A 22,657-nucleotide genomic window follows, 5' to 3' on the forward strand; every position below is an offset into this window, starting at 1 on the left:
TTGATATTGGTTTTTAATTTAAATAATTTTTGATTGAATTTGAAAATTTATAATAATAAACAAGGATTTTTACATATAAATTACAATGTTTTTTTAGCAGTATAATTTAAAAATACCGCATCTAAATTCATTAAAAAATTAAGCTTTTAATTATTTATTAATGCATTGACCCTAAAAAGTTGAACTTTATTATTTTGCATATTTGAATGATTCCCGAATTCAACAGGGGTCATTTAATTTAATTGATATTCTTTCGTGATTATAGTATTTAATACATTTTTTAATTGCGGCTTCTAAATATTTAATGTCTTTAAATTCTTTTTTCATGCCTATAAAATCCTGGTCAGGCCGTTTTTTTGATATACATTATGATGATAATTATGCAAAATTTTTATTTAATAATTGATATATTGGTACAAAGGCAATTCTATAACTGCAATTGTTGATTTAAAAAATAATGTACAGGCTTTTTTGAGTAGCATCTAATATTACAACGGTGAATTATTTAAATCTTGATGTCATGACACCATACACGATAATTCCGATGATAGCAAACCATCTCAAAATATCAACAAAAACTTTTTTTGCTACTGATTAATTTTTTTATGAATCTTGTCCAAACGCAAATTAAATTCATCCAATATATTTAGACAATTAGAGTTTTGAAATTAGAAAAAGCACAATAAACTAATATTGTGCTTTTATTTTACTAATTCATTAAAGTTTATTTCTTCATTATAAAAATCAGCGTTTTCTAAATTATGATTGTGTGAAATATGAATTAATAAAATATCATTTTTATCTAAAAGATTTCTTTCAATTTTTGTTGAAGTTTTGCTATCGATGTTTGACAAAGCTTCATCTAATATAATGACTTTTTTATCATAGTAAAAGCATCAAGCTAATTTAACTCTTTGTTTTTCACCATGAGATAAATCATTATATTTTCTTTCAATATCAAAATTAATAAATGCTTTTTCAATAACATATTTTAGTTTGCTTTCTGAAATATTTTTTTCATAGAAAGTAATAACTTCTTTTATTGTTCCTTCAAAATCAACTATTTTATTATCAATTACAATTAAATCATTATAAATACTTTGCAAATCAATTGATTCAACTAGTAAATTATTAATTTTAATGAATCCTTCTGTGTAATTTTGTTCTTTTATAATAGATTTAATTACTGTGCTTTTACCAATTCCTGAATTCCCATATATTAAATATTTTTTATTTTTTTCAAATAATAAATTTACACTTTTAAAAAATAAATTTTTGTCTTTCTCATTAAATGCAAGGTTAAAGTTTTGAATGTTTATTTTATCTATTTGCGCAATTTTTTGTAATTTTTCATTAGTTGCATTTATTTTATATTTTTCGAAATTATTTTTCAATGGTTCTGAAACTTTTAATTCTTTAATTTCTTCAATCGCCGAACTAGAGTTAGATTTTAAATTATCTGTCATAGGTTGAAGTAATAATGCCAAAAATTTATTAACAGGATTAATCAAAGTTAAAAATATTGTGATTATGTATAAAAGTCTATCAGCAAGAGATTCTAATGAATTTTCTAAAAAGTTGTAAAGAATTCTCTTTTTTTGGAACATAAAATTAATCTTTTCAACTTCATAAAAATATTCTTTTAATTTGTTTTTAAAATTATCAACTTTATTATGAACATAAAAATATTTATATCCTTCTAGTGTATTTGCTATTGCAGATAAATTTTTGTTTTTAATATCAATTTTTGCTTGATTATTATTTTTATTTCTTTTAGTAAAAATCATAGGTATCAGAAAAGAAAAAATTAATGACACCAAAATCAAAAGTAAAGTTAATAACACTCAAGAAGAATAAAAAATTGCTTGAATTGTAATGAATATTGTTATCAATAGAAAACTTAATAAGCTAAAATAAATTGAATAAAAATTTTTAACATAATTGAAAAAATATAAATTAGCATTTTTTTCTAAATCATAAATATATTCGGAATGCCCAATTGAATTAAATTTCTTGGGATTGTATTCACCAATAATTTTGATAATTTCAATTTTTTTAAAAACAATAATTTTTGTAGCTTGTTTTTCTATAAAGATATTAACCAAAGGATAAAACATTCTATAAATGAATTCAAAAATTAATGAAAGTATTTGATAAAAAATAAAATTTTTAAGTCTATTTTCTTCATTGAAAAGCACTTTAAAAGCTTCGAATTGTAGATATATAGAAGCAACACTAAAAAATGTTATTAATGTCATTATGAAAAGAATAAATCAGGTTTGATATTTTTGTTGAAAAATAATTTTAATCATGATCAATCCTTAAAACATAATCAAATTTTTCTAAATCAGCACTACTAAAATGATGCGAAACTTCTATGTATAATTGAAATTGTAACATTAATTTATTACGTATTTTTTTAGATAAATTTGGTTGTAAATTACTATATGATTCATCTAAAATTATTATTTCTGTTTTAAATAATAATGCTCTAGCTAGTTTTAATCTTTGAATTTCACCTTGACTTAGATTGAGATTTTGGATTTGACCATCTAAATCTAAATAATCCATCCCTACAAAATTTAATAATTCTTTTATTTTTTTGATTTCAACTTTATCAAAAAGCGATAAATTATTTGCAACACTTGCTTTTAAATCAAAATTATTAGAATCTATGTATGTTATTTTTTTGCTTAAATATTTTGAACCTAATCTAGAACTATCTAAATCATTTCACTTAATTTTATATCTGGAATTAGTATTATAACCCATCATTTGTTCAATTAATGTTGTTTTACCGCTTCCTGATTTTCCTATTATCGCTACTTTGATGTTTGAATTTTTTGAAAAATTAAAAATATTATTAGATTTTGAATTAAAAATACTTAATTTTTTCAATGCAATATCACTAAAGTTATTTTCAATTACTTTAACTGGTTTAATATCAAAATCCACAATTGTGTTTCTTGCAATTTTAAAAGCGGGTATCGTTCTAAAAATGTTTATTACTAGTTTCATTCACAAAGCAATAACAATTAATAAAGTAATTAATATTTCTAAATTAATTCCAAATAAACCATAGTAAGCAAAAAAGCTTGCCAAAACTATTGGTAAAGAAGAAAAGAATACTAGAATAATTTGATTGTAAACATCTATTTTTTCAAATTTTATTTTTGCTTTTAACATTTTTTTGTGTCTGTTTACTATTTTAGAATACAAAATGTTACTTCATAAATTACTTTTGTTAAAACGATAAAAATAGTTATGGTTTTTAATTGATGTTTCAATTGTGTAGCGATTTTGTTCTTCCAATTTAATAACTTCTTCATCATAATAAGTTTGTTTTAATAAAGAAAAATAAAAAAACATAATCAATAAAAATGAAGTAAAAAGACATATTAAAGCAATTATTCAATTAAAGTAAAATAAAAATATGAAGATTCCTAAAAATCTAACCAAATCATCAATCATTATGTAAGTTGGTTCATAATAAAAATTTGATAATAGGCTTGATGATTCATAAATAGAATAAATGTATTCCTCAGTTGTATTTTTGTGAAATGTTTTTGGATCATTCATAGAAATTTTTTCAATTTGATAATTTTCTAATTTAACAATTGTTTTTCTTAAATGTTTTTTGTAAAAATAGATATAAAAATAGTTTAATGAAAAACTCATAATAGATAGTAACAAAGAAATAAAAGATGTAATAGCAATGTTTTTCATTGAATTATTTTCAAATACTGACTCAATAAATTTGAAAAAGAAAAACAATGAAAAAATAAAAAGTAAATTTTTTGTAATTGAAATTAATATGTTTAAAAAAAGGATTTTTTTATGTCCTTTAGTAAAAAAGCTTAATGCAAATTTCATTTTTCCTCATTTTTAAAATGTATAAATAATAGCTAAATTTTTAGCTATTTATAATTGATTAGATTAATTGTTTTGTAAATCAATTATTAAAAAATTAAATTAATTTGATTTTGCTTTTTAAATTGACATTTCTAGAGATTTTCCTTTAAAATTCATTATTCTAAATTAAGAAAAAATTTTAAAATCAAAAAATGAAAACCTATTAACTAAAAATATAAGAAAATAGAGGTTTATTACTTTTAAAAATTTATCTCAAATATATAATAATTATTTTTATTACTTAAATTGTATCTTTTTTTCAAAAAAAATAAATAAAATGCACTACACCAATAGTTATTAATAACTTTTTGGTTGCAGTACAAAAAAATATATTTATTTTTTTATTTGAAATTAAGCTTGATATTTTTCAGGATGTTTTTCCATCATTAGTTTAATGAAATCAGCCTTATGAACTTGGCCATAATCTTTCATTAATTGAACACATTCTTCATATTCTTTTAGTGCTCACTCAATTCCTTCAAAGCCTGAAACCTGTGTAATTCCTGGTCTTTTTCAGTTTTTGTAAGTTGAAAAGAATGTTTTGATACTCTCTAATCATTCTTGCGGTAAGTCATCTAAAGATTGAATATTTTCTAAACGGTAATCATCTTCGTGAACCGCAATTAATTTGGTATCTGTTTCACCATCATCTATCATTTTCATAGCTCCTACAATTCGAGCTTTTAATGCTGTGCCTGGTAAAAAAGTTTCAGGTGAATAAACCAAAACATCTAGTTCATCGCCATCTCAGTCTAGAGCTTCTTGTAAATATCCATAATTAGCAGGATATCTAAAGCCATCTCTTAAAATTCGGTCTACAAAAATTTTGCCTTGTGAACGATCATATTCATACTTAATATTTGAATCCTTGGAAATTTCAATATTTACATTTACAATTTTTTTCATAGTTCTATTTTATCATAAAGCAGCTTAAAAAAAGTGCTTCAAATCTTGAGACACTTACAAAGCAATTTTAGTGAATGAATTTATTAAAAAATTATTTTTTAATATCTTTACCGTATCTTTCTAAGATTTTTCCGGATAAAATTTGTGCCTTAGCACCAAAGATTGCTTGGGTTGATTGCCCTTTTTTAATGAAACCTTTTGAACCTAATTCAACTAAATTTTCTGAATTAACTTTTTCAGCATCCTTAACTTCAATTCGCAATCTAGTAGCACAAGCCGTTACGCTAGTAATGTTTTCAGGCCCTCCATAAGCAGCAATTAATTTTGCAATATCGTCATCTTCATTTTTTGGATTTTCATTGTTAACTATTGAGTTTTGAGTTTGAATTTTTTTCTGATAAATTTTTTTATTAATTAATTTAATTTCATTATCACCACGACCAGGTGTTTCTCAATTGAATTTTTTGATTGAAAAATAAAAAGCTAAAAATGAAATAATTCCAAAGCCAGCAGATAATGGCAATGCTACTCAAAATTTTGTACCTTTTTGAATTGGAATTGCCCCATAAATAATGTAATCAATAAATCCACGCGCAAAACCTACTCCTACATGTGTGCCTGATAACTTCATAAACATATATGCAAAACCTGAAAGTGGTACATAAAATAAATAATAAAATAGTGGGGCTATAAATAGGAATGAAAATTCTAATGGTTCAGTAATTCCGGTTAAAAAAGCCACAACCATCGAAGAACTAATAATAGCTGCTGCTTTTTTACGTTGTGGTTTTTTAGCAGCTAAAATCATCGCAAGCCCCAAAACTTGAACCGCCCCTAAATAAATCGGATAATCTTGTGTGTACTTGCCAGCATAAGCCCCACCATATTGAGTGATTCATTCAAAAATTGGTAAACTAGCTCCGGTTTTGTTAATTGGTAATTTGTTTAAATTAATTGCATTAATAAATTTTCAAATGTTTTGATCGCCATCGATTATAGTGATTGGGCTTTTGGCACTATCAACAAAACTATTAATAAATATCTGCATTTCTGGAGTATCTAAAACCCCTAATTCTTTGGCGCTTGCAACTACTTTCTCCACACTTAGCGTACCACCTAAATTAGTTTGAAAAGCAATAGCAATTACAATATGATGTAATCCCAACGGCATCATTGCTCTGGCAATAGTTCCATAAGCTAAACCATCAAAACCATAAGGTACATTTGAAGCCGCTTTACCTAAATAAGCAATTCCTAATCCCACTCAAGGTCAAAAAATTAAGAAAAGTAAACCTAATATAATTCCAAATGGAATTGCAATAATCGGTACTAAACGTATTCCTGAAAAAAATCCCAAATACTCAGGTAATTCAACTTCACTTCACCGATTCATAATAAAACTAGTTAATCCCCCGGATAAAATCCCTCCAAAAATAGATGTTTGTAAAACTGTAATTCCTAAATATTTCCCAATAATATATTTATTGTTTTTATTAGTATGAAAATATAAAATATTTTCAAACTTTCCATCTTGATAATTAATAAAAATTGCTTGAGTTGCTAAAAAGATTAAAAAAGTAATTAAAAATATGAATACAGCATGAATGTGGTTTTTATTTGTAAAAGAAATTGCAATTGAAGCTCCAAATAAAAGTGGTAAATTATCAAAAATAATTCCCGATAATTTAAAGAAATCAGCAACTTTTTGAGCAACCAAATTATCAGCACTTGTATTTGAACCAATTGCACCACCAATTCCTAACAACAATCCTGCAAAAGGTAAAATTGCAATTGGCAACATAAAAGCTTGCGATAGTTTTGTTAAAAAACTCCGTGATTTATTTTTAAAGTTAAAAAGCTTTATTTTTGACACACTTTTCAAAATTTTATTCATAATATTTAAATTATAATTTTGCCTAATAGATAAAGTTATTTTTTAAAGCATTTTTGAAATTTATTTTATTTTTATATAAAGCATTTTTGAAAATGAAATAAAAATACAGTAATTTAAATTACTGTATCAAAATTTATCCGATGTCTACTTTTCTATAACGGTAAAAAGCAATTGTATTAAAAGCGACTAACAAAATCAAAATAATAGTTAAGCTGATTCATAAATGATAATATGTTTGCTCCATTCCAACAACAGTAATGTTGTTTAATGGAATTAGCATATCAAAAGATAATTGCTTGATAACTCTTTTTTCTAAAGAACTAGATCAATTTTTAAAATTTAAATTGTTGATGTCTTTATCGATTACTAAAACATTATTTCCTTCAATTGCTAATTGAATAATTACATAAATAGCTCAGGATTCAACCATATTATTGATTAAATCTTTTTTTCTTTTTGAATCAAAATCATTATTTGTATTTATTTTTTTCCGAAATATTTCTCACTCTTCTTGTGTTAGTAATTTTGAAATTAAATCATTTGTGTAAAAGCTATTAATAATATTTTGAATTAAATTTTCATTTAAAATGACTTCTTTGCTTTGGTAATTTGGATCTTTTTTAAGATTCTCAATTAATGAATTTAGAGCTTTTTTAACTTCGCCAAATTTTAATTGTGAAATATTTAGATTTTTATTAGAATAAGAAAAAATGCTATTTTCTCACTTTAAGTTTGTGTTATATGGTAAATTTGAAAATATATTTAAATTTAAAATATTAATTAGATAGGGTTCTGAATTTTCGCTTGAATTAACTTTAACATTAACTTTTACAAATGAATCAAAAAAATCTTGTGGTATTTGATTTATTCTATAGTAATAAAGAAAATGACCATCAGACATAGAATTAATTGATGTTTTTTTTTCGTAAAAATATTCATTTTTAACTGATGTAAAAGGAAGTACTTCAGCAAAAAAATTAAAAATATTAAAATATCTAATAATGTTAATATTTCTATAAAAATTGGAAGTTTGATTTTCAGCATTAATTATTTTATCTATTGTTTTTTCATAATCCTCTAAATTTATATCAACATCAGAAGGAATTTTAAATCTTAGTTTTAAATTATCTACTTCACCTTTTTGTTTTAAAAGAGAATAAGAGTCCGCCAGTAAACTACCTAATGTTTTTGTTAATTCTTCTCGTTTTTGAAATGCTGCTTGTGAGCCATAACTTTGTAAAATTGGTGTAGATATAAGTGAAACACCAAAAATTATTCCAATTATAATACTTATTAAGTTGTGTTTTTTTGTAATTTTTGAAACTAGAAAAGTATCAATTAGAAAAAATAATCCAAAAAATAAAATTGATAAAAATAATGAAATTCCAAAGTAAATAAAACTTATATCAAAAATTTCTTTTGTTGAATTGTTTTTTAAAATTATAAGCAATGATAACAATAAAAATATAGTTGCTAACAAATTACCTATTAAATTTAAAATTAAAAAAGCTAATAATTTATTAAAATAAATTTTACTTCTACTTAAATTATTTGTATAGCTTAGAAGTTCAATCGAAGTTTGTGATGTAATCTTTCTTACTTGGTTGTAAAAATTTGTGTAATAAATTAAACTGTTAATAGCTAAAAATGCAGGTAACAAATAAAAAGAATAATTTTTATAAGCTTCATATGATTCCATCTTAAATGCAAAACTAAATATGATTGCACTAATTAAAATAATGATTGGCATAAAAAATAAAAAAATATAATTAATTCTTTTTTTATAATAAAGTTTTGTGATTCATAAAAAATATCTTTGCATAAAATACCTCTTGTTTTGTATATGTAAAAAATTAAAATTAGTGCATTTTTTTATCATCTTTTAAAACATATTTTGAATAAATATCTTTTAAATTCAATTCAAGTTTTTTAAACTCTTTGTAAAAAATATTATTTGTAGAAGATTTTTGTAAAAATTTTTTTAAGTGATTATCAGTTTCTAATGTAATAATAATTTTTTTATTTTTAAATTTAAAACTTATATTATTATTTTCCAAAAATTTTACCGTTTGTTCTATATCAATTGGATCAAATTCATATTTATTTTTCTTAGATTCAGAAAATTCATTAATATAGCCCGAAATTTCTAAACGCCCTTTTTCAATAATAGTTACTGAATCAGCATATTCACCAACTTCATTTAAAACGTGAGAAGAAATAAAAATAGTTTTACCTTCTTGTTGTAACTTTTTCAAAAAATTGAAAAAATCATAACGGGTTTGAGGATCTAAATTAGCTGCCGGTTCATCCATTACTAAAACATCAAAATCTTTTAATAATGCTTGGGCTAAAAGCACTTTCTTTTGTTCTCCGGAAGAAAAATTAAAAGGGTTTTTCTTCAATAAATGTTCAATTTCTAGTTTTTCAACTACCTCTTTAATTTTTGCTTCAGCTTCTTGTTTTTTCATGCCCAACATTGCACAAATTCCCTGAAAAAAATTTAAAACTGACATTTTTTGCGGAAAAATAGCAATTTCTGGAATATAAGCAATTTTTGCTAATGCTTTAGCATCGCGATTTGATTGACCATTAACTAAAATATTACCTTCAAATTTTTTATAAGCTCCAATAATAGCTTTAATTGTTGTTGTTTTGCCGGCACCATTTGATCCAACAAAAGCATGAAACTGCCCTTTTTTAATTTCAATGTTTAAATTATTAACTGTATAAGAGGCTTTTTTCTTATACTTTTTAGAAAAATTTTGTAACAAAATAACAACATTGTTGTTATTTGTGCTGCTTTTATTATTTTTTTATTAAGCATATTTATAAAAAATTAATTTCCTTGTTTAAAATTTAGCTTTAAAAAAATTTTATTTAGCTTAGATGTCATATCATCAGCAAAAGCAGGAGGTTTTCACCCTTCAAATATTATTTTATCAACATTTATTTCTATATCAGAACCTTGATCAATTTTTTTATTTACTTTTATTTTTAAAGTGTTATTTTCCGGATCAACAAATGCATAATTATCACTTAATGCCATACCATCCAAAACCTTATTGGTAACATAGGATACAGATGAATATATATTGCTACCGATATCTAGTGATTTTCTAGTAACATCAGCCATTTTAATAAATTTTGTAGCAGGAAATAATAAACTACCAAAGTCTAAAACATCTAAGATTGCACTAAATATGCTCGAAGCATCTCAATTGGATCAACGAAATTCTTCGGGTATCTCTAATCCGATTTTATGATTTCCTTCATCAAATTCATTGTTATTCATTTTAATTTTTATTTCTTCGAAAGTTAAATGAGCTGCACCTAATGGATTATTCAAAACCTTAATTTCCGGTATAAATTCTATAGATTCTAAAACTAAATTATTTTCATCATATTCGTTAAAACCAATTAATGTTTGAAGGTCTTTTCAAGGTATTTTAGCATTATATGTATAGTATGCCTCATCACTTGATCATCAGGTAATTCAACCAGTAATATGAACTATATCATCACTTCATCTTTTTTCAGGTATAAAGCTTTCATGAGGTTCTCCATAATGATCAACATAAAATGTTTTTTCAGCAGGTATTACAAATACTTTAGCTTTTAAACCTTTGTTGTTTAAAAAATCATAAATTATGTGATTTCTTTTGATTCAATTACCACTTAATGTTGTTAATCCGGTTACATTTTCATCTTTTTTAACATCATAATTTTTGGTTGTTTGAACAATTCTAGGGGTATTTAAATCATGATTTTTAGGTAAATCTAGTATTAATGGCATATTTATCCTCTTTCTTAATATTGATTAATTATTTTTAAAATTTAACTTAACAAAAATGTTACTTATTTTGGCTTCCATATAATCAGCAAAAGATTGGTTTTTTCATCCTTCAAATGTCATCTTTTTTATATTTATTTTAATGTTAGATCCTTTATTGACTTTTTCATTTAAATTGATTTCCGTAGATAAATCTTTTAAATTAAAAATTGTATAATCATAATTTACATTTGCTAAATCAAAAAGTTTTATAATTTTTTCAGCGTTTTTTACCCAAGTGCTATTTTTTTGAGCAAATGTTTCGCCTAAATTTGTTTTAAGAAATGAATTGTTATAAATTAAATTAACAAAACTCATTAAAAGCTCTTCTTTTTTTATTAAACTCTTTTTTTCTTCGAGACTCTTTTTTAAATCACTTTTTTTGATGAACTTAATTTCATCAGAAGAATCTAGTGACTCTATAAAAGCTTGAAATACGCCTGATCCTTTTCATTCTTGCCATTGGATATCACTAGGGACATTAAACTCTATCTTTCTATCATTTTTAGTAATTATTTTATTTTCATTTAATTCAATTTCTAAATCGTCAAATGTTAAAACTGCTTTATTAAGAGGGTTATTAATAACATTTATTTCAGGGATTAATTCTATAGATTCTAAAATTAATTTTTCACTATCAAAATTATTTAAACGCATAAATGTTTCAATATCTTTTCAAGATATTTCTATATTATGCTCGTAACTCACTTTTCCTGAACCACCTCATGATATTCATCCAGAAACTTGTACACTTTCATTTAAAACTTCTTGGGGTGGTACATAGCTTGTGAAAGGTCTATCATAAACATATCCCGGGTAATGAAATTGATAGCCTGGTATTATGTGTTTTATTGGTTTTATTCCTTTTTTATTAAATATTCCGTTAATAATATAATTATCATTAAGAAGATTACCTTCTAATGTAACACTAAAATTTTCAATTTCATCTTTTCTAACATCATAATATTTAGATGTTTGAACAATTTTAGAAACGCTTGAATTTTGATTTTGCATTAAATCTAGCGGTATAAACATAATTTAATCCATCCTTATTTACTTTTTTATATATAAAAAATTTATATACACTTATATTTTAGAATATAAAATTTAAAAAATATTTTTTTACACAAAATATAAACTTTTTTTTAAAAAATTTTTAAAAAATTATATTTATAAAAAAAAGTTCACTTACATTACTAAAAATTTACAATTTATTGTATAATTTCATTATTATTCATTTTATTAAAATAAAATAAGTATTTTTAATATTAAAAATTTATTAATAATTAAAGATAAATTAGCATTTTTAAATTAAGAAATAAAAATATAATAAATTTAAACCTTAGCAAAAAAGAAAACCTTAAAATAATTTAATTTCATTTCAATATCGAAGTAGGCGTGGATTGAACGTTTATTTTTTTTATTATAGCAAAGCATTTAAAATCATTAGAATGGTTAGATGCTTTAAAAATATACAAAAAAAGTTATAAATTTTTGCATATATTTTAAATAACACTAAAATAGTTTTGATATAAAAAATAGCAAATAAAGACAAAAAAATTTTAAAAAATATTTTGATTTTAAATAGAAAAAGTGTATTAAGTATCGAGAAATAATTGCAAACGCTTTTTTTAAAAAAAAATATTTATATTTGTAAAAAATTATTTGCAATTAATAAAAAATAAGTATAAATTAAAATAAGTTATTGTATTTTAAGTAGAAAAAAATTATAAATTAATAATGTTTTGTAAAAGTCAACAAAAAATAAAAGAAATGGTAAATATATAAATGAAAAAATTTATGATTTATTTAAACGATTATATTATTATATTAAAAATAAAAATATCGTTATACTAGATGTTCATATATTGCTGGATCTAAATATGTGAATAAAAATTCTGTTTATTTATCAATTGAAATTAATCATAAAATAAAAAACTTAAAAATTAAGTTAAATGAATAATACAAAATTTATTTTAAATTATAATAATAAAATTATTTTTTTATAAATGATCTAATTGTTATTTAGATCATGGAATATAATATTTATTTTTGAATTTGTTGATAGGAAAAAAAGTAAAAATATTAAATTTAAATGTTTAGAATTGTTAACTCACTAAATAATTGTGTGGTGCAGTGCCCCCCAAAAGTTGGACTAAACTAGGACAAAAAAGTGAACCTTTTAAATGTTGTAGGCCTCTCAGGAATCCTGAGGGGTTTTTCAATTTAAAATTGATTGAATGCGTTCATTGTTATATCAATTAATATATTTTTGAATTTCATGCTTTAATTCTTTAAAAGAAATTTTGTAAATATCAATAAATTTAATCATTCAGATTTTATACAAGAAAAAAAATATTCAACTTCTCGATTGTCTAATGAATTACCAATTCTTGACATTGATAATTTTGCATTTTTACTTCTAGCCATTTCTTGAAAAGCAAATGAAGAATATTGAAATCCATGATCTGAGTGAATGATTCATTCATTTGTAAAATAATTAATTTTTTTGTGGTGTTCTAAAATAAATTCAGTATTATTAATTTCATTTAAATTTCAAGAAAGAATTTTTTTAGTTTTGTGATGAATTGCTACCGATAAATAAACATGATTTATATTTATATCTCTAGGTGCTTGAACATAAGTAACATCTGTTTCAACAATATTTTTGTTTGCAGTATCGTGATAATCACGTTCTACCAAATTAAAAATTTTTATATTAGTATTTTTAATTTCTCTAGCTTTTGTTTTTTGTCTAATTTTGCAAAATAAACTTAATTGCTGCATTTTTTTACCTAAAGTACAATAATTTATTTCAATTTGATAATTATTTTTAATGTAAGCGGGCAATTTTTATCTGCCATAAGCTCCTTTATTTTTATGAAAAGATTCAAAAGTGATTCCTTGATTTTTGACTTATTTTTGCTTAGTGTTACTTTTTTTAATTTCACATCCTAAATTTAGATAATTGAAAAAAATTTAATTTTTCTAATTTGTCTGATATTTAATGATTGAGATTCTTTGTTTTTATGTTTTTTAAATTTTTCATTAGTTATTTCATCATATCTTTTAAAAATTTCAAATTTTTTCAATCCTCTAATTTGTTGTAAATTCTCACTAAAGCTTCATGTGTATTGGGTTTTGGTTTTTTATCTACAATCTTATTTTTTTGATATTTTCTTATTTTAGATTGCAATATTTCCATATCATTAGAAATTTTAAACTTATAATATTTTTTGAAAACTTTTTTGTTTCTTAGGTATCTTTTTTGTTGAATTTATTAAAATATCATTTTAAAAAAATAGAAAAAGATCTAAATTTTCTCATACATTTCAAAAGACTCTAATCATTCTTCTGATTTTAATTGTCTTTCTATAATAAAAAAATGAACCTCCAAGTTTCGCCCGCCCCAATATTGGGGTGGGTTTAATCTTTTGTGGTTCACTTTTTTTGTCCTAGTTTAGTCAGTGCAGTGTGAATATTTTTTATTTTAAATTTTATTAAGTTAATTTTTTTAAAAAAAATGTAAAATTTTATAAGGTAAGGTTAATACAAAATGACTATTTTATTTATATTTTTAGCTTTTTTAGAAATATTTTTTATAATGTTTGCTTTTAAACAAATAAATATTTTAAAAGGGCAATTAAAGAAAAATATTTATTTAAGTACAACTTATTTTGTTCTTTTGAATAATTTTCCAAAAATATATGGTTTTTCCTTAATTAATATCACAATATTACTAGCTTCTATTTTAAATTATTTTTTTAACAAAAAAATCGATATTTTTAATAGGTTATGACAAAAAATAATTTTCATTGTTACGCTGGTCATTTTTATTTTAATAAGTATTATTTCTTTTTTACAAATTCTGACATTTCTTTCTTTAAAAAAAGAATTTCTAAAAAATAAATCTAAAATATACTATATTAGTTTCGAAACAATTATGGATTTTGATACTAATAAATATGATTATAATTTTAAAAATTTAACTTATTTAACAATGTTCAAAAGAAATAAAAAATTTATAAAAATTATAGAATTCATTGATAAAAACCCAAAATTTGCTCCTCAAAGTAAATATTTTTTATGGTCAGCTAGATTATTAATTAATGTTCCTAATTTAAAATTAAATTTTTCTTTTGAAAATGATATTGATAAAATACTTTGAACTTATAAAAGTTTTTTAAATGAAATTTTTGAAAGAAATATTTTTAGTAAAAAAGATTTTTATGAAGATTTTATAATTACTTTTTATGATAATAAAATTTAAAATGAAAAAATGCACTCCTTATTAGGAAATTAGGAGTGCATTTAACTTTTAGATTTAAAAAATTATTTAATTTTTTTTAATAAATCATCAATATTCAAATCATCTAATGCTTTAATTTTTTCTTCAACTTCTTCAAATTTTTGATTAATAACATTATCTGATAAATCCATGATTTCAGCTTCTTCTTGTTTCTCCACTACTTGTCAATCATCAGAATCAACATCAATTGTGAAAATTTCATTTAAAAAAATTTTATTTGTATTAGTGATTTTAACTTTTGAAAAATTATCTTCCAGTTTGCTATAGGCAATGTTTTTAACTTCTACTTCGCCTAAAAGTTGATTATTGTTGTAGCAATAAATAACATCGGTTTTATTAATTTTTGCAAATAAACTTACAGTTAATGGGTGCGCCTTGTTAATTGGGTAAATATTTTTTCCTTGAGTTCCTTTTGAACTATAAGGTATATGTTCTAAATTCATTTTTTTAAATTTAGCCAAATCAGTACCTAAAAGTAAAACATCTTGTTTTGAACCTAAAACTAAATGCTGCACGACATCATCTCCCGCTAGACTAACAGCTTTAGCACCAGAGGAATTACTTCCATAAATTGGAATTTCTAATTCACTATAACGTAATGCTTTGCCTTTTTGAGTTAGAATAACTATGTCTTTGTAACCATTCGATACTTTTACTGCCGCTAATTTATCATCATTTTTTAATTTAATAGCAGTTAGTGTTTTCGAAGTTCTTGTTGTTTCAAAATTATCTAGTTTGACACGTTTAGCTAAACCTTTTGCAGTAACCAAAGTTACATAAGCATTAATATCAAAATTATTAACAGCTATAACATCCACAATTTGAGCATTTGGCATAAGTGGTGTAAAGTCGTTAATATGAATACCCATATCTTTTCATTTTGTTTCAGGGATTTTATGTACATTAATTAAAGAATAAGTCCCACTTGAATTAAAAACTAATAATTTTGTTAAGGTAGATAAAGGTTGTAAAGTAATTAAACGATCTTGTTCTTTTAAGCCATAAGTGTTTAATTCATTAGAATCAAATACTTTAGGACTAAAACGTTTAATATAACCATCCTGTGAAATTCCAATATAAACTGTTTCATTTTTAATTAAATCCTCAGCATCAATAGAAATTTTCTTGTCTTGATCAATAATTTGGGTTTTTCTTTCTTCGCCATATTCTTTTTGAATTGTTTTTAAAATTTCAACTAAATAATCATTAAAAGCAGTTTCTGAATTAAGCAAAAATTTATTTTTAGTAATTTTTTCACTTAAGTCATTAGCTTCATTAATATACATTTCTTGATCAACTCGTGATAGACGATATAGGCGCAATTCAGCAATTGCTACAGCTTGTACGTGAGTAAAATTAAATTGTTTTTCTAGTTCTTCAACAACTCCTTTTTTAGAATTGTCACTATTACGAATTACAGCAATTACTTGATCGGTAATTTCAGCAACACGAATTAACCCTTCAACAATTTCTAATTTATTTTCTCATTTAGCTAAATCATAAATTAATTCATTTTTTTTAACTTGCTTAATATGATTAATATAAGCGGTTAATAAATTATCAAGCGTCATTAATTTTGGAGCATAGTCTTGAATTGCAATAACATTGTAAGAATAATAAACTTGTAAATCGGTTTTTTGTAATAAATAATTAACAACTAATTCCGAGTTAGCATCTGCTTCTAATTCAATTGAAATTAATAAACCTTCCCTACTAGATTGATCAATAACTTCTTTAATTCCAGGAACTTTTTTCTCAAAAGCAATTTCCGCAATGTCACGCACTAATTTTGCTTTGATGACACCATAAGGAATTTCAGTAATTTCAATTGATGTTTTATTTTTGGTAATTTTTATTTCATATTTACTCGCAAGTGTAATTCGCCCATTTCCACTTTGAAAAGCGTCATCGATACCTTTAGTTCCATAAATAATTCCTCCAGTTGGGAAATCGGGACCTAAAATCATTTTTTGTAATTTCGATAAAGAAATTTCTGGAGTTTTAATTTTTGCAATTGCTCCATCCAAAATTTCTTTTAAATTATGCGGTGGAATTTCTGTAGCAAATCCTGAAGCAATTCCTCTTGAACCATTTAGTAATAAATTAGGAATTAGCGCCGGTAAAACAGTTGGCTCTTTTTCTGAATCATCAAAATTGGGCGCAAAAGTAATTAAGTTTTTATCAATCCCTTCTAGCATCAAATTTGAAATTTTTTCTAACCGAACTTCAGTATAACGCATTGCAGCAGCAGGGTCATCATCGATTGACCCTTTGTTCCCGTGCATGTTGATAAGCGGGACATTCATCTTTCATTCTTGAGCCATCCGCACCATCGACTCATAAATAGAACTATCACCATGAGGGTGATACTTACCAATTACATCTCCAACTACACGAGCAGATTTTTTAAAAGGTTTATCAGCTTTTAATCCCAATTCTCACATTGAATATAAAATTCGACGTTGTACTGGTTTTAAGCCATCACGAGCATCAGGTAAAGCTCTTTGCTGAATGATGTATTTTGAATATCGACCAAAACGGTCAGCCATAATTGTATCTAATGATTTTAATAAAAATTTAGAATGATCTTGGGCCACAAATTTCCTTTCTAATCAACAATTTTTTGAATTTCAAAATCATCTTCCATAGTAAATTCAATGTTTTTAATGATTCAGTCACGTCGTGGTTCAACTTTATCACCCATCAATGTTGATACCCGACGTTCTACAATTGCTGCATCTTCAATTTCAACTTTAATTAAAATACGTTTTTGGGGATCCATTGTTGTTTCTCATAATTGTTCAGCACGCATTTCGCCTAATCCCTTGTAACGTTGAATTTCATAGCCAGGGTGTTGAGCTAAAAGGTTTTTTAGTTCTTCTTCAGTTCAACAATAATGAACTTCTTCTTTATTGTTTTTTAAACGTTTACTAACTTTAAATAATGGCGGCTGAGCAATATAAACCATTCCATTTTCAATTAAAGGTCGCATGTAACGATATAAAAATGTTAATAACAAAATTTGGATGTGAGCTCCATCGGTGTCAGCATCAGTCATGATAACAATTTTATGATAATTAACATGTTTAATATTAAAATCGTTGCCCACTCCAGCTCCAATTGTATTAATGATTGCTGAAATTTCTTCATTTTTTAAAATATCTAATAGTCGTGTTTTTTCAGTATTAACAACTTTTCCACGTAACGGTAAAATTGCTTGAGTTTTTCGATCTCGCCCTAACTTAGCAGACCCCCCGGCTGACTCTCCCTCAACTAAAAATAATTCTTTTTCTTCAGGTTTTTTGCTTTGTGCTGGAGTTAATTTACCTGAAAGAATTTTTTTATTATTTAAAACATTTTTAGCTTGACGGGTTTCAGCACGAGCTAATTTAGCAGCATTTCTAGCATCGAAAGAACGTTTAATTTTAGCCATAATTTTATCAGCTTCTGCTTTATTTTCAATTAATCAAAAACGTAAATTTTTGATTAGCATTTCTTCAACAGCACCTTTGGCTTCTGGTGTTCCTAACTTATCTTTAGTTTGTCCGACAAATTCTAAAATTGATTCTGGAATTTTTAAAGAAATGATTAAAGTTAAACCCTCGCGAATGTCACTACCATCAAATAAGGTTTTATTTTTTAAAAAACCTTTTTCTTGAGCATAATCATTGAAGACTTTTGTGAAAGCAGTTTTAGCAGCAGTTTCGTGTACACCACCATCGCGAGTTTTAACATTATTAACAAAAGATAAAATTGTTTCTGAATAAGAATCGGTATATTGAAATCCTGTTGTAATTTCAATTCGTCCAATAGTTTCTTCAAAAGTTACAACATTTTTTTGAACAACATTTTTATTGTCATTAATGAAGTTAATAAAAGCTTCAATTCCATTTTCATAATAAAAAATATCTTTTAAATTTTGAATTTCATCTTTGACAACAATTTTTAATCCATTAATTAAAAAAGATGATTCTCGTAATCTTTCTGCAATAATTTCATATGATAATTTTGATTTTTTAAATAAATCATAATCAGGTCAAAATTGTACTGAAGTTCCTTTTTTAGCAACATTGCGTATTTCTGTAGTGCGTTGCACAATTTTTTCACCATTAAAAATGGTTTCATACTCTTTATTATTTTTATAAACTTTAACAACTAATTTAGTTGAAAGAGCATTAACTACAGAGGAACCAACTCCGTGTAAACCTCCAGAAGTTTTATATGCTCCTTCTTCAAATTTTCCACCAGCATGTAATTCAGTAAAAACTAATTCCACACCAGTTTTACCACTACCATGTTTATCAATTGGAATTCCTCGCCCATTATCTTCGACAACAACAGATCCATCAGCTTTTAAGGTTACTTCAATATGATTTGCATAACCTGCTAGAGCCTCATCGATAGCATTATCAACAATTTCTCAAACCAAGTGATGTAAACCGTTAGCATCAGTTGAACCAATGTACATTCCAGGTCTTTTTCGAACTGCTTCTAATCCTTTTAAAACTTTTAAATTGCTTGCATTATATTGATTCATTGTTAATTAATTATAAAGAAAAAAATTCTATTTTGTTTTTTAAAATTTTTCTTTTTAAATTTGATTTTAAGAAAGAAAATTTTGGAGATTTTTATTTTTATATTATAATATTTTTTGCTCTACTCACTTTTACAAAAATAGGGGTGTAGTTCAATGGTAGAACAACGGGCTTCAACCCCGTGTGTTATGGGTTCGAGTCCTGTCACCCCTGCCATTTTTTTTATAACTTTTTTTATAAAAAAATAAAATATACTGTATTTAAAATCTTAAAAAATGGGAATTTTTTTCCTATTTTTTTATTTTCAAGAATTAATTTGTTTCATCGGTGATGACAAAAATTAAAATATTAATGTTAAATTTTTCAAAAAACAAAGCTATCACTGTTTCTTAAAAAACTCAAAATAAAAATTATTTTAGTTTTTTCTAAAAGTTATGAATAATTTATGTTTATTTTAAAACACGTTGAAAAAATTGTAATGCATTAATAATTTGTATTTTTTTAGAAAATCTTTTAAATGAAATGGTTAATAGGATAAAGTTTAAAAATTTAGAAATACTTCTAACTATAAAACAAATCTTAACTTTTAGTTTCCCCCTATGGGAATTTGGTTGTTGTATCATTTTATAAATGTAAATTTTTATTTTAATTTTAAAACTATAGCGGAATTATATTTTAAAATTCAGAAAATTTATGAAAAGCAATTAGTTGATAAATTAAAAATTAATGATAACTAAAATACTAAATTTTAATTATTGATTTGAGTAATTTTTTGATTTTTGTTGCATATTTTCTGAATGAGGCAACTGCTGAGGTAACGCACTAATATTTAAATTTTGAGTTGTAAGTGCAATAACAGTTCCAAATGGAAGAAAAAAGCTCAAAATAAACATCGTTCTAATTTTTTCTAAGCATAATGAGCTTTTTGTGTCATTAGTAAAGTAGACCTGCAAATCTCTTGCCATAAAAATAATTTGAAGCTTTGCAATAAATCTGATTATTGAAAAAATTAATGATACTAATTTAAAAAAACAGCAATAAAAATCAATGAAAAGAAAGCTGTTGGGTTTTTCACTTGCCCTGCATAATAGCTAATGTTTCCATCTAGATCATAATAGACATCATTTATAGTAGAAGCAAAAATTATAAAAGCAATCACAAATAGTAGAAAAACTAATGAATCAAATATTCATACAAAATAAGTCATTTTTTTTACTTTAAAAAAATTTGATTTTAACAATTGGTATGTATGAATGTAATTGTTATGCATCTCAACTCCTTGATATTGTTCTTATTAAATTATAACTAAATATGAATTGAAAATTTTAAAATTAAGTAATTCTAAATCCTTTAAAAAATAAAGAAAAATTACACCAATGTGTAATTTCTTGACTATTTATTTGTGATGCTTATTTTGAAAATAATTTCTTTATTAAGATTTTATTCTTTTAAATTTAAAATCAGGTTTCCCTTTTAGTAATCATCAGTAAATAATCGGTAACATCATACTTCCAGAAATAAAGTTACCAATAGCTGCTGGAATTAAATTGAATATAACCGATTTAACAATTCAACTAAAGCTTAGGCCATCGTGTAAGCTTACTTTTAAATCTAGCAATTGATAGTAGCTAATCTTATTTTCACTCACTGCATTAGCAACATCACTTCATAACGCCGCATTCATAGTGATATCACCATGTAAAATTGCAAATCAAAACAAAATCATGTTAGCAACAACGTGGTGGAAACCAGAAATAGTAAAACATCAAATTAAAATAAAAACAATTAAAACTTTGGCAGTTACTGCTTCACCTAATGATGAAACTGACCACACAGTACCAGCTACAAGAATATTGCATAAAATCCCTGAAAATAACACTAAATATAAACTACTTGCTCCTAATCATACTTTTTTAGAAACTAAATAAGCAACTACCATTAATTCATTTTGCCCAAAAATTCCTGAAGCTCGTAAGACTACTGCTGAAAAAATTGCTCCAGCTAAATTGCCTAATAAAGTTAGTGATAATAACTTAAATACTTGCGAGTATTTAGCCTTACCATCAAAAACCGACATGACTGATAAACAGTCAGAAGTAAATAATGATCCACCTACAAAGATGATCAATAAAAGCCCCATCGGAAAAACTAAAGCTGCAATAAATCATCCTTTTGGGTCAACATGAAAAACGCCATAATTATCGACGTGACTAAAAAATGCCACTGATTGAATATAAATGATATAGGCAATGGCAACAAAGAAAGAAGCCATAAACCCAAATCAAAATGTTTTTACGTTACTATTTTTTATTTTGCTGTTGGCATAAGCCACAACATGTTCGAAGTTTTTTTTAAAACGCGCCATTTTATTTCCATTTCTTTAAATGTTTAAAATTAAGTTAAAAAAAATAACAAAAACTTTTAAATTTTCAAAGATAAAAGTTTTTGTAAATATTTTAATATTATTTGTTGTAGTACTCAACAATTAATGATTCGTTAATATCTTTAGCAATTTCATTTCTCTCAGGTAATCTTTTGAAAGTTGCTACAAAGTCTTTAACTTCAACTCATTCAGCAGGTTTTTTAGTTGCTAAAGCATCAATAATTTGTTGATTTTTTCTCGATTTTTCTTTTAGTGTAATCACTTGACCTTCAGTAACAAGCATTGAAGGAATGTTAGCTTTTTTACCATCTAATGTAAAGTGTCCGTGATTTACTAATTGTCTTGCTTGTCTTCTTGTTAAAGCAAAACCAGCTCTATAAACAACGTTGTCTAGTCTTTGTTCTAACATTTGTAAAAAGTTAGTTCCAGATAATCCTTTACGTTTTGATGATTTAAAAAATGTGTTTCTAAATTGTTTTTCATTTAGCCCGTACATGTAACGAACTTTTTGTTTTTCATATAGGTGTAATTTGTAATCAGAAGGTTTAGATTTTTTTTGCCCGTGTTGTCCAGGAGCATATTCTCTAGCTTTTCCTTTAACAAATTCTTTCCCTGTTTCTAAAATTGAAAACCCAAGTCTTCTTGATCTTTTGAAGGTAGAACCTCTAAATCTCGCCATTTGATATCTCACTTTCTGCAATTATACAGTTGAGATCATTAATTCTTTTTAGGTTTTTTAAATTCAATAATTTCGACGTTCTAGCAAGTCTACTTTTAAATCTCAACAAATTTAAAAAAATACTAAAAATATTAATGCGCTAGTATAAATGCTTTTAAATTGTACTCTTTTATTGATTTTTACAAAATAAAAACTACAGCAAAATAATTT

General features: G+C 24.5%; 17 protein-coding genes and 1 tRNA gene. 2 read left to right on the forward strand and 16 right to left on the reverse strand.

All coding sequences use genetic code 4. The features are described from left to right. Nucleotides 1–189: 189 nt before the first annotated feature. From ACW95P_RS02400 to ACW95P_RS02445, 10 genes are all read right to left on the reverse strand, one after another. Nucleotides 190–327, reverse strand: coding sequence for an IS3 family transposase (locus tag ACW95P_RS02400; RefSeq protein WP_457961639.1), 138 nt, complete (start codon nucleotides 325–327; stop codon nucleotides 190–192). A gap of 374 nt (nucleotides 328–701) precedes the next feature. Next, nucleotides 702–2,312 (reverse strand): ATP-binding cassette domain-containing protein, encoded by a 1,611-nt coding sequence (locus ACW95P_RS02405; protein ID WP_457961640.1) that lies wholly within the window; start codon nucleotides 2,310–2,312, stop codon nucleotides 702–704. Further along, nucleotides 2,305–3,726, reverse strand: coding sequence for an ATP-binding cassette domain-containing protein (locus ACW95P_RS02410; protein ID WP_457961641.1), 1,422 nt, complete (start codon nucleotides 3,724–3,726; stop codon nucleotides 2,305–2,307). Before ACW95P_RS02410 ends, ACW95P_RS02405 begins: the two co-directional genes overlap by 8 nt. Nucleotides 3,727–4,263: 537 nt before the next feature. After that, the gene (locus ACW95P_RS02415; protein ID WP_457961642.1) at nucleotides 4,264–4,818 is read right to left on the reverse strand and encodes an inorganic diphosphatase; all 555 of its coding nucleotides are present in this window, start codon (nucleotides 4,816–4,818) and stop codon (nucleotides 4,264–4,266) included. A 91-nt stretch (nucleotides 4,819–4,909) separates the two neighbouring features. Further along, nucleotides 4,910–6,712 (reverse strand): PTS transporter subunit EIIC, encoded by a 1,803-nt coding sequence (locus ACW95P_RS02420; protein ID WP_457961643.1) that lies wholly within the window; start codon nucleotides 6,710–6,712, stop codon nucleotides 4,910–4,912. Between the two features lie 133 nt (nucleotides 6,713–6,845). Further along, nucleotides 6,846–8,462 (reverse strand): hypothetical protein, encoded by a 1,617-nt coding sequence (locus ACW95P_RS02425; protein ID WP_457961644.1) that lies wholly within the window; start codon nucleotides 8,460–8,462, stop codon nucleotides 6,846–6,848. 109 nt (nucleotides 8,463–8,571) lie between these two features. Continuing rightward, complete coding sequence (locus ACW95P_RS02430) at nucleotides 8,572–9,483, reverse strand: ABC transporter ATP-binding protein (RefSeq protein ID WP_457961645.1); 912 nt, start codon at nucleotides 9,481–9,483, stop codon at nucleotides 8,572–8,574. 65 nt (nucleotides 9,484–9,548) lie between these two features. Then, nucleotides 9,549–10,505 carry a hypothetical protein gene (locus ACW95P_RS02435; protein WP_457961646.1) on the reverse strand — a complete coding sequence of 319 codons (957 nt, stop codon included), beginning with the start codon at nucleotides 10,503–10,505 and terminating at the stop codon, nucleotides 9,549–9,551. 24 nt (nucleotides 10,506–10,529) lie between these two features. Further along, nucleotides 10,530–11,576, reverse strand: coding sequence for a hypothetical protein (locus ACW95P_RS02440; RefSeq protein ID WP_457961647.1), 1,047 nt, complete (start codon nucleotides 11,574–11,576; stop codon nucleotides 10,530–10,532). Between the two features lie 1,251 nt (nucleotides 11,577–12,827). Then, complete coding sequence (locus ACW95P_RS02445; protein WP_457961648.1) at nucleotides 12,828–13,328, reverse strand: DDE-type integrase/transposase/recombinase; 501 nt, start codon at nucleotides 13,326–13,328, stop codon at nucleotides 12,828–12,830. Between the two features lie 1,156 nt (nucleotides 13,329–14,484). On the opposite strand from ACW95P_RS02445, the gene ACW95P_RS02450 reads away from it, so the two are divergent. Next, nucleotides 14,485–14,811, forward strand: coding sequence for a hypothetical protein (locus tag ACW95P_RS02450; protein WP_457961649.1), 327 nt, complete (start codon nucleotides 14,485–14,487; stop codon nucleotides 14,809–14,811). A 62-nt stretch (nucleotides 14,812–14,873) separates the two neighbouring features. On the opposite strand, the gene parC is transcribed toward ACW95P_RS02450, so the two are convergent. Continuing rightward, a complete protein-coding gene (gene parC, locus ACW95P_RS02455; RefSeq protein WP_457961650.1) occupies nucleotides 14,874–17,447 on the reverse strand; it encodes a DNA topoisomerase IV subunit A in 2,574 nt (857 codons plus the stop codon). Between the two features lie 11 nt (nucleotides 17,448–17,458). Continuing rightward, entirely contained in the window at nucleotides 17,459–19,387 is a 1,929-nt protein-coding gene (gene parE, locus ACW95P_RS02460; protein WP_457961651.1) for a DNA topoisomerase IV subunit B, read from the reverse strand. Nucleotides 19,388–19,526: 139 nt separating this feature from the next. On the opposite strand from parE, the gene ACW95P_RS02465 reads away from it, so the two are divergent. Continuing rightward, nucleotides 19,527–19,601 (forward strand) — tRNA-Trp (locus ACW95P_RS02465). 536 nt (nucleotides 19,602–20,137) lie between these two features. Here the strand turns inward: ACW95P_RS02465 and ACW95P_RS02470 are convergent. The 4 genes from ACW95P_RS02470 to rpsD form a co-directional block, all read right to left on the reverse strand. Then, nucleotides 20,138–20,350 (reverse strand): hypothetical protein, encoded by a 213-nt coding sequence (locus ACW95P_RS02470; protein WP_457961652.1) that lies wholly within the window; start codon nucleotides 20,348–20,350, stop codon nucleotides 20,138–20,140. Nucleotides 20,351–20,403: 53 nt separating this feature from the next. Beyond that, on the reverse strand, nucleotides 20,404–20,655 hold the full coding sequence (locus ACW95P_RS02475; RefSeq protein WP_457961653.1) for a hypothetical protein: 252 nt from the start codon (nucleotides 20,653–20,655) through the stop codon (nucleotides 20,404–20,406). 162 nt (nucleotides 20,656–20,817) lie between these two features. Beyond that, nucleotides 20,818–21,750, reverse strand: a complete 933-nt coding sequence (locus ACW95P_RS02480) for a formate/nitrite transporter family protein (protein ID WP_457961654.1) — start codon at nucleotides 21,748–21,750, stop codon at nucleotides 20,818–20,820. A gap of 97 nt (nucleotides 21,751–21,847) precedes the next feature. Continuing rightward, nucleotides 21,848–22,447 (reverse strand): 30S ribosomal protein S4, encoded by a 600-nt coding sequence (gene rpsD, locus ACW95P_RS02485; RefSeq protein ID WP_457961655.1) that lies wholly within the window; start codon nucleotides 22,445–22,447, stop codon nucleotides 21,848–21,850. Nucleotides 22,448–22,657 lie beyond the last annotated feature (210 nt).

Source organism: Mycoplasma pogonae (assembly GCF_054170725.1).